Consider the following 12,186-nt stretch of genomic DNA (forward strand, 5'->3'; position numbering starts at 1 on the left):
TGATTAGCGAGTCTGATGAGCGTTGACGAATTGTCGGCAACGCTCGCTGCGTGGGTTTACGAACACATCGTCCGGCGAACCGGTTTCCTCGATCAGCCCCTGGTGCAGGAAGGCGACCTTGGAGGAGACATCGCGTGCAAAGGCCATTTCATGGGTCACCAGGATCATGGTCCGTCCTTCCTCGGCGAGAGAGCGGATCACCCGTAACACTTCACCGACCAGTTCCGGGTCGAGCGCTGATGTGGGTTCATCGAACAGCATGACCTTGGGCCGCATGGCCAGGGCGCGTGCGATGGCCACCCGTTGCTGCTGCCCACCGGAGAGAAACGCCGGGTACTCGTTGCGCTTGGCCGCCAATCCCACTCGTTCGAGCAAGGCTTCGGCCCGCTCGGTCGCCTCCGCGCGACTTTCTCGCAGCACCTGGGTCGGAGCTTCGATTAGGTTTTCCAGCACGGTGCGATGGGGCCAGAGGTTGAAGTTCTGGAACACCATGCCCAGGCTCGAACGGATGCGCACCAGCTGTTTGGCATCGGACACCAATGGCGCACCCGGCCGATCCTGGTTCATATGGATGCTTTCGCCATCCACGAGGATGCGGCCGTGGTCGGGTATTTCGAGCATGTTGATGCAGCGCAGCAAGGTACTTTTACCCGAGCCGCTTGCGCCAATCAGGGAGATCACCTCACCTTCACACGCGGTCAGCGAAACGCCCTTGAGCACCTCGATATTGCCGAAGCGTTTGTGCAGGCGATCGACCTCGATCATGGTCTTGCGGGGCGCAGCCTCAATGCTCGCCTCGATGCTCACGCGGGTGATCAACGGGCGCGGTGCTTCACCGTTCAACACCAGGACAAATTTGCGAATACGCTGACAGGCCTGGGCCAGTCGCTCTTCACCCAGGGTGAACGAGAGCCGCACAAAACCCTGGGCCGGCTCACCGAATGCAGCCGCATCCAGTACCGAGACATGCGCCTCGCGCAGCAGCCGCCAGGCAAATTCCAGCGACGTCAGGCCAGTACTGCGCACGTCCAGCAGCACAAACATCCCTGCGTCTGGATTGAGGACCGATATCCCCGGACAATCCGCCAGGCTGTTCACCACCAAGTCACGACGACGGCGATAGATGTCACGCATGCCGTGGCTAACGTCTGCATGGGACTGCACGGCCTTCAGCGCCGCCTCCATGACAAAACCCGGCAAGCCATAGAGCATGCTCAGCACCAGGTTTTCGACGTGGCCCACCAGGCTTTTATTAGCGACGATCCAGCCAATGCGCCAGCCGGTCATGGCGTGGGATTTCGACAGGCTGCCGATCACCACGCAACGCTCGGCCATGCCCGGCATCGCCGCAAGGCTCAAGTGCTCGCGCTCGAAGGTCAGGCTTTCATAGACCTCATCAACGACCACCCACAAGTCATGGACAACCGCCAACTCGGCGATGGCCTGTAATTCTTCGCGATTGAGCACGACGCCGGTAGGGTTATTCGGGTTGGACAGGAATATGGCTCTGGTGCGCGAGGTGATGGCCTTGGCCAGCACGGCGGCGTCCAGCCTGAAACCACCATCGGCAGCGCACGGAACGCGCACCAGAGTCGCGCCGGACGCGTTGAGGGTGGCCTCGTAGGTGACATACATCGGGTCCAGGGCAATCACTTCATCGCCAGCTGTCAGCAGGCACAGCGAGGCGGCGAACAGCGCGTTCTGCGCCCCCGCCGTGAGGATCACGTTGGACGCTTGCACCTCACGGTGGATCTGGTGGCTGTAGCGGGCGGCAATCGCTTCGCGCAATTTCAGGCGACCGGCGATTTCGGTGTAGTGGGTGTCGCCCTCGCGCAGGGCATCAATCGCGGCATCCGTGATGAAATCAGGGGTGGGGAAGTCCGGATCGCCGACGCTGAGGATAATCACATCCTCGCCCCGGCGTTGGGCTTCATACGCTGCGTAGTGAATATCCCAAGCGGCAACGCCGTCGCCAGTTATCCGCTGAACAAAGGGTGAAAACCGCATGCAAGTGCCTCGTTCGATAGGTAGAAACGCAGGCCCGCGCTACCAGCCGGGGAAGTGGGTCTAAACATAATCGAAGCTGAACAGTCGTTCAACAGATAATTCCTGCAGATTCGTGTTCAGTGTAAAGAGGTCGTTTTTGCGACAGTGGTGGCGTTTGAAGATACGTCTGAAGCAGGAATTTGCTGTGACGGTGATGGCCTTATCCTAATGGCCCGGCAAAGGCCCCGGGAGTAACAAGGGGGTCGCGAAACCCGGGTTATAACGCCTCGGCCTCATCAAGCTGGCCGATCGACAGTCAACGGCGGGGCTGCAGACACCGCGTATGGGCCAGGACTTCTTTCGGCGCAAACGCCCGAGCAGCCCGTGGCACAAGCTCCCGGCCTCTCACCAGGTCGCCCAACTGCGCCATGTGCATATCCCTTCGCCGACATTCCCACAAGATACAAATACCTCCTTACAAATCCCCTCCTGGCGAAACGCCGTATATGCAACTACTGGTGATAGTTTACGGCGCTCGATCAGGCCCCTGAGATGCCGAGCCGTATGATGCGCATCAATCTTCCCCGTCTTGCCGTTTACTGTTTGTTGGTGTGCCTGTTTGCGGGCGCATGGTTTACCCACCCCGCCGCTGTCCACTCCTCCTTTGCGCTGATGAGCCCTGTGATGGCCGTGGCCGACAAAGTGGCCAAACCGGTCTACACCAGTCGCTTCGCCTCTTCAGGCTTGGTGGACTTTGTGCACTCCTCGGCGGTCACCGCACTGCCAGACGGCAGCCTGATGTCGGTGTGGTTCGCCGGCACCCGCGAAGGTGCTGCCGATGTGCAGGTGCGTTCGGCCCGGTTCAATGCACAAACCGGCGAATGGGGTGCCGAGCAGATCCTGGCCACCCGCGACTCGACACAGCAAGGCACTCGAAAATACATTCGCAAGCTGGGCAACCCGGTCGTCGCACTGGCGCCGGACAATCGCATGTGGCTGTTCTACGTCTCGGTGTCGATGGGCGGCTGGGCCGGCAGTGCGGTCAACGTGATGGTCTCCGACGACTTCGGCGAGAACTGGTCCGCGCCGCGGCAGCTGATTACCTCGCCCTTCCTGAACATCAGCACCCTGGTGCGCTCAGCGCCGGTCTTTCATGCCGACGGGTCCATCGGACTGCCGGTGTATCACGAGTTTCTCGGCAAGTTTGCCGAGTACCTGTACCTGAGCCCGGATGGCAACGTCATCGATAAATTCCGCATCAGCCGCGGCACCAATTCATTGCAGCCAACGGTGGTGCCGCTGGATGGCCAGCGTGGGGTTGCCCTGCTGCGGTATGCCGGCGAGACCCACCATCGTGTGCTGGCGACTCGTACCGAGGACGCAGGGCAAACCTGGAGCGAACCCTATCCGCTAGCCCCCTTCAATCCAAACTCTTCGCTGGCGGCAGTGGCCACGCCGGAACACGGCTTGCTGGTGGCACTCAATGACCTGCGTGAAGGGCGGTTCAAGCTGAGCCTGTACGGCACTGATGCGGAAATGGACCACTGGCGCTCCCTGCGCGACCTGGATAAATCACCTGACCCTGAAGGCATGCCGTTTTCCCCGCAAGCCTACAAGGAAATCATCGGCAACAAATTTCGCGACTCCAGCGGCGCCCTGCGCCAGCCCCTGGAAGCGCAGTTCCTGAGCAACCTGGACACCCGGGTCTGCACCAGCCGCGGCTGTGAGTTCGAGTACGAGTACCCCTACTTCATCCGCAGTCCCGACGGCATGTATCACCTGGTTTATTCCTGGAACAACACCTTCATCAAGCACGTTACCTTCAACGATGCCTGGCTGTCCGAGCGCCTGAAATGATCAACCTGTGGCAAGCCCATCTCAGTTTCGCAATGATCATCTTCCTGCTGCTGCCCGGTTTCGGCCTGGCCCGGCTCTGGCGTGGGGCGCTGCTGCTGGCCTTGCTCGCCGCGAGTTTTATCCCGCTGGACGGTTTGACCCTGGCAGCTTATTTGCGTAGCCACATCGATGACCTGGCGATAACCACGATGATTTTCATGGCGTGGGGCTGCCTGCGCCGCCTGGACATCCTGGCGCCTGCGCCACGCGGGTATGCCGGTGTACTGATCATCTTCGCCGCCATGGCCGTAGTGTTGTATCCGGCAACCCTGGGCTGGAGCTACGTTGACCCTTACCGACTGGGCTTCAGCCCGCGCGTGCTGCTGACCCTGATTGCCTTGCTGACGCTCGGCCTGTTCTACCTGCGCAACGGCCTGGCAGTCGCCATGCTGGCCGGCGCGACCCTGGCCTTCATGGTGGGGCTGAAACCTTCGCACAACTATTGGGATTACCTTGTGGATCCGCTGCTGGGCCTGTTTTGCTGTGGCGCACTGCTGGTGCTCGCCACTCGCCAGGCCTATCGCTGGCTGACCGGCAGGCGAGGATCTGCGGGCCACAGATCCACTTGAGATTTAACGACTTTTAAACAGGGGAACCGGGATGGGTTGGTTGCAATCGAGACGCTTGCACTACTGGTTGGGAGCGACCGCGATCATGTTTGCGCTGTTCGCCGTATTGCGGGTGGTGTTCTTCTTCGGCTTTTCCGGATTTGGCTCAAGTGACCTCAGTGGCCAACCCGCCATTGTGGAAACCCTGGGCATCGGCTTTCGTTTCGACTTGCGCCTGGCCATCCTCACCGTGCTGCCCCTGGCGCTTCTGGCCTGGATTCCGCGCTGGAACCTGACCACCAGCCGCGTGCTGCGTTATGTCGCCAGGGTCTATCTGGTCGCGGCCCTGAGCATCCTGCTGCTGATCTACATCATCGATTTTGGTCACTACGCCTACCTCGGCGTGCGGATCAATGCCACCGTGCTGCGCTTCATCGAGGACGCGCAGATTTCCCGTGACATGGTCTGGCAGACGTACCCGGTGATCTGGATCAGCCTCGGCTGGCTGGCGACCGTCTTGCTGGTGACCCTGGCCCTGGTACGCCTGGAACGGATCACGCTGGACCGCCCGCGCAAGGTCATTCACCCGCTCTCCGTCAGCTGGGGCAGCGCGTTGATGGTGGTCCTGGTGCTGCTGGGCATCCTCGGCCGGGTGGAAAACATGAACCTGGAGAACCCGGTCCCGCTGCGTTGGAGCGACGCGTTTTTCTCGAGCAATAACCAGATCGCCGCCTTGGGCCTGAACCCGGTGATTTTCCTCTACGACACGGTCAAGGTTGGCCAGTCCCGCTACGACGAACAGCAAGTGCGCGAGCACTACGCCGTCATGTCCCGCTACCTGGGCGTCGACCAGCCGGACCCGCAAACCCTCAATTTTGTCCGGCACCAGGCGCCACAACCCTACAAGATTCCCGGTTCGCGCCCACCCAATGTGATGTTCGTGATGCTCGAATCCCTGGGCACCAGCGCCGTCGGGGCCTACGGCAACCCGATCGATCCGACGCCCAACATTGACCGCCTCGCCAAGCAGAGCTGGTTCTTCGAACATTTCTACGTGCCAGTGACCGGTACCGCAAAAACCGTGTGGGCGAGCATCTCCGGGGTGCCCGACGTCACCCGTCAGGAAACCGCGACGCGCAACCCGCTGATCACCCAGCAGAACACCCTGATCAACGCCTTCACCGGCTACGAGAAGATCTACACCATTGGCGGCAACTCCGGATGGGCCAATATGAACGCGCTGATTCACCAGAGCATCGATGGTGTGCGGCTGTACGAGGAGCGCGACTGGAAGGCGCCGGTGGTGGATGTCTGGGGCATTTCCGACCTGGATCTGTTCAAGGAGACCGACAAGATCCTGCAGGCGTTGCCCAAGGACAAGCCGTTCTTTGCCTATGTGCAAACCGCCGGCAATCATCGCCCTTTCACCATTCCCAAGCTCAATGACGGGTTCGAGGTCAAGCATCCGACCCTGGCCGAAGTACGGGCTGCCGGCTCGCGCAGCGTCGAGCAGTACAACGCCGTTCGCCTGCTGGACTTTAACATCGGGCGCCTTATGGAAATCGCCAAGGCGGGCGGCTATTACGAAAACACCATTTTCGTTCTGTTTGGCGATCACAACACCCGCATCGCGCAGATCCCATTCCTTGCCCCGGCCTACGAACAGCTGGGCCTGGAAAGCAACGCCGTGCCGATGATCATCCATGCACCTGCACTGCTGGGCTCGCGCACCGTCGGGGAAGCCGTGGGCCTGGTGGATTTGCTGCCCACCGTGGCCGGTATGGCCGGCCTGGAATTTCGCAACAGCGGCATGGGCCGGGATATCCAGCAGCCCGCCCCTGAAGGTGAGCGCGTGGTGCCGCTGGTCCTGCGTGAAGGCACCTTCCCGTTGATTGCCGGCGTCACCCAGCACTACATGGTGCAGATGGAACACGACGGCAGCTCACCGACCTTGCACGACCTGGCTTCGATGACTCCACTGGACGACGTGGCCAAGCAGAACCCCGAGGAGTTCAAGCGCCTGGTGCAATTGACCCGGGGCATGCATGAAACCTCGAGGCTGATGCTTTACCAGAACGTGCGCAAGTAACTGCCTGACAAGTGCCGGCGAGCAAATGTGACCTCATATATCCGGGCCAGTTTTGCCGGCACTTGATACCATCCAGCACACTTGTGTGACGATTTAGTGGCTGGAATGCATTTTGTGAACAAAATCCGTCTCGGGTTACAGAAACCCTACGCGCGTCTTATCGCTCTCACCGGCCTGGTGCTGGTCGTACCGCTATGCCTGCGAGCGGCATTGGGCTGGTCAAATCCCCACGGCTACCTGTCGGACGTCGCCATCGGCAGCTTGCTGGTGGTGCTGTTGCATCGTCGCCCCTGGTGGCTGGCGCTGCCGGTGTTGCTGGCATGGGGCTTCCTGACGGTGGCGAGCGCTGAGCTGGTCAGTGCCGTCGGGCGGCTGCCCAATATGTCAGACGTGCATTACCTGATCGACCCGCAGTTCCTGGAAAACTCCACGGGCGGCGGGTTCGCCCAGCCCTGGCTGGCAGCCATAATGCTGCTTGCGCTGGGTGCATGGTTGCTCAGCCACTGGCTGGCGCCTCCGGCCCCCGCGCCGTCCTTGCCTCGCCTTGCCTGGAGCGCTCCGGTGCTACTGCTGATCGCCCACTGGGGCGCGCAGCACTTGCAGCCTACCGATGCCGATCAGTGGCGCGTCTACAACCTGCCCCATCAATTGATGGCCGCAGGCACGGGCAACGTGCAGATGGCTTTGGAAGAATGGCTCGAGGGCGACATCGTCGACGTACCACCGCAGATGGCCGGCCTGGTTCAACTCGACCTGGACGGCCAGCGGCTGCTGGACGGCCGCGGGCAGGCGCGCAACGTGCTGGTGATCGCGCTGGAAGGCATTCCCGGCGCCTACATCGCGGCCAACCGCGAAGCGCTGCACAGCAGTTATCAGGCGAACCTGATGCCGCGCCTCAGTCGCTGGGCGGAACGCGGCATGAACACCCCTGACTACGTGCTGCACAGCCACCAGACCATTCGCGGCCTGTACGCCATGCTCTGCGGTGACTACGACAAGCTCGACAACGGCACCCCCAAGGGTGTCGAGATGCTCACCCAAAGCGCACGCAACCAGGACTGCCTGCCCGCGCAGCTGCGCAAGAATGGCTTTGCCACGCACTACCTCCAGGGCGCCGGCCTGCGCTTCATGGCCAAAGACAAGATCATGCCGCACATCGGTTTCGACACGACCTTGGGCCTTGAGTGGTTCACCAACGCGTCGTATCTGGACTTCCCTTGGGGCAAGGACGACAAGGCGTTCTTCGAAGGTGCGCTGGACTATGTCGGCCAGCTCAAAAAACAAAAACAACCGTGGATGCTGACCCTGCTGACCGTCGGCACCCATCAGCCCTATTCCGCCCCAGAGGACTACCTGCAACGCTACGACACCCCCAAGCAGGCGGCGGTCGGTTATCTGGATGATGCCCTCGACCAGTTCCTTCTCGGTCTGGAGCGCCAGGGCGTGCTGAAAGACACCCTGGTGGTGATCACTTCCGATGAGTCCCATGGCATCGATGGCCTGCGCCTCGCTTCATCCTGGGGTTTCAACCTGACCCTCGCGCCCGATCAGAAGCAGTTACCCCACATCAAGCCCGGGGTGTACGGACATGTGGACTTGAGTACTTCGATCCTCGACTACTTCGCCCTGCCCGTGCCTGCCACCTTGAGCGGCCGCTCACTGTTTCGCGACTATGCGACCGGGCGCGAGATCATGTCCTACACCAACGGCAACCTGCGCTACCACGATGGCCAGGGCACCTTTACCGAGTGTGATTTCCAGCAACGCTGCCGGTACTACGCCAGTGAAGGCTTCATCGCCGATCGGGCGAAGCTGCTCGGCCAATACGGTGGTCAGCGTGCCCGGCAGATTGCCGCACGCGCCACCGCCCTGGATCGGACCTTGATGCAGACCCCCCTGAACCAGCGTTATCAGTTTGGCAGCCCGGCAAGCATTCCGCTGCAGGCGCAGATCAAGGACGACTGGGCCGACAACCTGATAGGCGCCCAATACCTGGAAATGCCCAAGGGCTCGCACACCCGGGTGCGCCTGACCGTGCGCTCGGTCGACAGCCAGGAGGATGCCTACATCCTGCTCAAGACTAAGGAATTTGAACAGGACGTGCAGGTAGGGCTGCCGGCAGAAATGCTGGTCACCGCCGACCAGCCGCTGGAGATGGACTTCAGCTTCGATAATCCGGAGTCACGCAAGGCCTTTTCTTTTCACTTGCTGGGCTACGGCACAGGCGCCGTCGAGGTCAGTGACTTCAGCGTGATTACTGAACTGCCCGGACAGGAAGAACCGGTTGGCGAAACCCTGGAGGATGATACGGCGGAGTCGAGCTGAGTAACGCGGCGAGGCGTTACTCCGACACCGCCACCTGGTTGCGCCCGCGCGCCTTGGCCCGGTACAACGCCTTGTCCGCGTTGTTCATCAGGCTGTGCAGGTCATGATCTTCGCTAGCCATTGACGCGACCCCGAGACTGGCCGTGATGCAATGCACCGGCCCGGTCATCGACCCCGCGATGGAGCGCGTGACCTGCTCGGCGATGTCCAGCGCAACCTCGATCGAAGTGTCTGGCAACAGCACCGCGAACTCCTCGCCGCCCAGTCGCCCGTACACATCCGTAGGCCGAAACGACTTGCTGATCACCACCCCCATCTGCCGCAACACCTGGTCCCCGACCTGATGCCCGTAGGTGTCGTTGATGTGCTTGAAGTGATCCATATCCAGCATCACCACGCACAGCGGTAACCGATGGTTCTTGCAGTGACTGTACAACTGCTGGGCATGCTCGAAGAATGCACGACGATTGTTCAGCCCGGTCAGCTCGTCGGTCTGCGCAGCCCGAGTGGAAATGCTATGGGCCCGTTCCATTTCCCGGGTCAGGCGAAAGGCGGTTTCCAGCGCCTGCGACAACTTGCGGGTCGCGCTGGCTACAAAAGAGGCAAATACCAACACCGCCAGGGCCATGCCCACCTGAATCGTTGACGACTGGAACAACAGCCAGACAGTACTGGGCAGCAATACCAGTGCAATCGACGCCAGGGTCATCTGGCTATACGACGAGTAACAGGACACCGCACTGACTGACATCCCCACCGCGAACAACATCACCAGCGCTTGGGACAACAGGTCGTCCACGGGCATAACCGCCAGCGCCCCGGCGCCCCAGATACCAGCCGACAGCACCAGCGTCAGCCAGTACATTTGCTCCCAGCGTTGCGGGGTACGCTCCCGCTCGGGGCTACGAAAATAGGCAATGAACATTCCCAGGCGCAACAACGAAGACACCGACAACAATGCGATCCAGCACAAAACCACGTTGTGATCCAGACTGCCCCAACAAAGCCAGCACAGCATGAGAGCGGCCAGGTAACTGCCGAATACCGCCGACACCGATTGGTGAAACAGTTGGTGCAAGCGGTCTGCGCGCACTTGCTCGGCGATCTGCGCTTGCTGGTCGTACCGAAGCCCCATTCGATCCATGTGATCCGCCTGATCATGCTGCCGCGAAAAAAGATTGTGGCACCCCGCCACTAACGCCCGCTATTGAATAACACTCATTGGCGAAGAAATCTCACTGTAGGAGCGAGCTTACTCGCGAAAAACCTGAGCGCCGCGGGGTGTCAGAAACGCCTGCAGCCCATCACGGTTAGCGGACTACACGACATAGTGATAGTAGGAGTTTCCCGGCTTGCTGCCACCAAGGTCTGTGCCCGTGCGGGCTGCGGACAGGACGTCATCATAGAACGCGGCGATTTCCACGCGCCTCTTTAGCCACTGATCCAGATACTGCGCTTTGACATTGAGCGCTGCTGCCTGCAACGAGTCGAGTCGAGTCGAGTCGAGTCGAGAGTTAATGCCGAACCGGACCGATTCGTTACGTGTTTCCAAGCCATGATTGCGCGCGATACGCGCGTATTCGGCAATCTTCGGATCGCGGGTGGCCAGCATCCCGCCATCCCGCGGGAGCGGCACAAGTCGATGATTGCATCGATATCCAGCGGACGTCCGCGCAGGTAAACAGGAATGACGGCTTTGGTCCGGTCACTCCGGTGTGGCGCGATCGTGTCGACGTCCATCAGTTCATCGTCTCCCACATCCGCCAGCACCGGCCGGGTACCGGCAGAAACAATTGCCCCGACGGTGGCCACAAAGGTATCGGCGCAAGTGATCACCTTGTCACCGGGTCCGATCTTGAGCGCGCGCAACGCCAGAAACAACGCATCCGTGCCTGAATTGAGGGCAACGGCGTGCGCCCCGCCGCACCGATCCGACATCCATGATTCGAACATCAGAACCTCGTCGCCCAGAATAAAGTCGCCCGACTGCAGTAGCGCCTGCCAGCGTTCAAAGATCTGGCCAGAGCGATCCTGAGCCTGTTCCTGTACGTTATTGCACTTGATCATTACGCGCACTCCTTGGCATGAACATGATGGCAGTCAGGACAATCAGCAGTATTCCGACCGCACTGACAACGGCGGTGAGCGTCAGGGTCTGGGAGTAGCCGATAATCCCGCCGACCACACCGCTGCCCAGATAAATAAAGGGGTGCACGCCGCTGGTGACGAAGGTATCAACCGCAACGACTTTGCCCAGATCCTTCTCCGGCGAAAGTGTCTGTATGGCGGTTGCCCAGCCCGTGAGCCAGGATGCTTCGACGATACCGACGAATGTCGCCCTCATAATAGCCATCCACGCCGACGTACCCAGCCCGAGCAACGCCATGGCCCCCGCCAGAAACAGCCCGCAAATGACCGCAAGCCCCACCAGTCGCTCATGCCCCGAAGCCAGCACGGTGATGACTGAGCCGACACAAGCGCCGAACCCCGATGCTGCCAGGCAATAACCCCACATTTCTTCGCTGAAGCGATGACTGATCGCGTAAGGTGCAATCACCAGAAAAATCGGAAAACACAGAACGTTCAGCACCAGCGTCGCGGCAAACCCCAGCAACAGCGTCGCGTTATTGATAACCACAGTGATGCCATTGAGCGCTTCACGCAGCGAGAACTCTTCTTCCGATTCATGGTGGCCGACATTCGGCAACTGAGCGGTGTAAATCGCCGCGCAGAAGAAGGTCAATCCATCGATCAGTATCCCCCAGACCGGGTCCCACAGAATGATGAACACGCCCAGCGTCGCCGGGAACAGAATGGCGACCAGATTATCAATGAAGTTCATCGCTCCGTTGCCCGCCACCAGTGCTTTTTGGGCAGCAGATTGACCAGCAGAACCTGAGCACATGGCCGTGAAACACCGATGCCGATATCAAGTCCCGACAGCCCTTCCACCAATCCCTGCCAGGCTCCGGCATAGGCAGAAAGATGCAGCCCATTGCTGTACTCGTCGACCGGAGTGAAATCCAAGTTGTAACGGCTGGCACGGGCAATGAAATCGGCACTGATTTGCGTCTTGCCCAGATGCGCGGCAACGACAGCGTGCGGGCCGTAACTCAACGACGACTCATGCACCGTACGCGGTTCATAATAATCAAACGCTGCACGCTTCACGACCTCTAAAAAATCGTCGGGAAACATCGACATCAACAATATGATGTCGGCCTGCTTGATCAGCTGCGAATCAAAGTCCTGCAGTTTCTCCGCACTTTCCCGCTCGGTCTCGTCGGCGAACTGCAGCCTGCGCTTCTTGTCGGTACGCAGCCGGGTGTCCATCCGACTGTG

8 protein-coding genes and 1 pseudogene are annotated in these 12,186 nt (G+C 60.4%); 4 read left to right on the plus strand and 5 right to left on the minus strand.

Annotation, left to right across the window (positions count from 1 at the left end; genetic code table 11):
• Positions 1-3 precede the first annotated feature (3 nt).
• On the minus strand, positions 4-2,007 hold the full coding sequence (locus tag L9059_RS30640) for an aminotransferase class I/II-fold pyridoxal phosphate-dependent enzyme (protein WP_282615446.1): 2,004 nt from the start codon (positions 2,005-2,007) through the stop codon (positions 4-6).
• A 546-nt stretch (positions 2,008-2,553) separates the two neighbouring features.
• Here L9059_RS30640 and L9059_RS12460 point away from each other — a divergent pair.
• The 4 genes from L9059_RS12460 (at position 2,554) to L9059_RS12475 (ending at position 8,844) form a co-directional block, all read left to right on the plus strand.
• Positions 2,554-3,843, plus strand: coding sequence for a sialidase family protein (locus L9059_RS12460; RefSeq protein WP_247291488.1), 1,290 nt, complete (start codon positions 2,554-2,556; stop codon positions 3,841-3,843).
• On the plus strand, positions 3,840-4,451 hold the full coding sequence (locus tag L9059_RS12465; protein WP_247291246.1) for a hypothetical protein: 612 nt from the start codon (positions 3,840-3,842) through the stop codon (positions 4,449-4,451). The genes L9059_RS12460 and L9059_RS12465 overlap by 4 nt, the downstream gene beginning before the upstream one ends.
• A gap of 31 nt (positions 4,452-4,482) precedes the next feature.
• Positions 4,483-6,519, plus strand: coding sequence for an LTA synthase family protein (locus tag L9059_RS12470; RefSeq protein WP_247291248.1), 2,037 nt, complete (start codon positions 4,483-4,485; stop codon positions 6,517-6,519).
• A 105-nt stretch (positions 6,520-6,624) separates the two neighbouring features.
• On the plus strand, positions 6,625-8,844 hold the full coding sequence (locus L9059_RS12475) for an LTA synthase family protein (RefSeq protein ID WP_247291250.1): 2,220 nt from the start codon (positions 6,625-6,627) through the stop codon (positions 8,842-8,844).
• A gap of 16 nt (positions 8,845-8,860) precedes the next feature.
• Here the strand turns inward: L9059_RS12475 and L9059_RS12480 are convergent, their stop codons facing one another.
• The 4 genes and pseudogenes from L9059_RS12480 to L9059_RS12495 all read right to left on the minus strand — a co-directional run bounded on the left by L9059_RS12480 (position 8,861) and on the right by L9059_RS12495 (position 12,177).
• A complete protein-coding gene (locus L9059_RS12480) occupies positions 8,861-9,988 on the minus strand; it encodes a GGDEF domain-containing protein (protein WP_247291252.1) in 1,128 nt (375 codons plus the stop codon).
• Positions 9,989-10,162: 174 nt separating this feature from the next.
• Positions 10,163-10,911 (minus strand): annotated as a pseudogene (locus tag L9059_RS12485) (DegT/DnrJ/EryC1/StrS family aminotransferase).
• Positions 10,895-11,749 carry an MFS transporter gene (locus L9059_RS12490; protein WP_345894338.1) on the minus strand — a complete coding sequence of 285 codons (855 nt, stop codon included), beginning with the start codon at positions 11,747-11,749 and terminating at the stop codon, positions 10,895-10,897. The pseudogene L9059_RS12485 and the gene L9059_RS12490 overlap by 17 nt, the downstream one beginning before the upstream one ends.
• On the minus strand, positions 11,683-12,177 hold the full coding sequence (locus L9059_RS12495) for a hypothetical protein (RefSeq protein WP_247291258.1): 495 nt from the start codon (positions 12,175-12,177) through the stop codon (positions 11,683-11,685). The genes L9059_RS12490 and L9059_RS12495 overlap by 67 nt, the downstream gene beginning before the upstream one ends.
• Between the last annotated feature and the right edge of the window lie 9 nt (positions 12,178-12,186).

The organism is Pseudomonas violetae, from assembly GCF_023072615.1.
Lineage (GTDB): Bacteria > Pseudomonadota > Gammaproteobacteria > Pseudomonadales > Pseudomonadaceae > Aquipseudomonas > Aquipseudomonas violetae.

What these genes read in the sequence shown, in the direction of transcription:
- L9059_RS12475 (WP_247291250.1), top strand. Translation starts at nt 6,625, where the DNA reads ATGCATTTTGTGAACAAAATCCGTCTCGGGTTACAGAAACCCTACGCG.
- L9059_RS12480 (WP_247291252.1), bottom strand. Translation starts at nt 9,988, where the DNA reads ATGGATCGAATGGGGCTTCGGTACGACCAGCAAGCGCAGATCGCCGAG.
- L9059_RS30640 (WP_282615446.1), bottom strand. Translation starts at nt 2,007, where the DNA reads ATGCGGTTTTCACCCTTTGTTCAGCGGATAACTGGCGACGGCGTTGCC.
- L9059_RS12465 (WP_247291246.1), top strand. Translation starts at nt 3,840, where the DNA reads ATGATCAACCTGTGGCAAGCCCATCTCAGTTTCGCAATGATCATCTTC.
- L9059_RS12470 (WP_247291248.1), top strand. Translation starts at nt 4,483, where the DNA reads ATGGGTTGGTTGCAATCGAGACGCTTGCACTACTGGTTGGGAGCGACC.
- L9059_RS12490 (WP_345894338.1), bottom strand. Translation starts at nt 11,749, where the DNA reads ATGTGCTCAGGTTCTGCTGGTCAATCTGCTGCCCAAAAAGCACTGGTG.
- L9059_RS12460 (WP_247291488.1), top strand. Translation starts at nt 2,554, where the DNA reads ATGCGCATCAATCTTCCCCGTCTTGCCGTTTACTGTTTGTTGGTGTGC.
- L9059_RS12495 (WP_247291258.1), bottom strand. Translation starts at nt 12,177, where the DNA reads ATGGACACCCGGCTGCGTACCGACAAGAAGCGCAGGCTGCAGTTCGCC.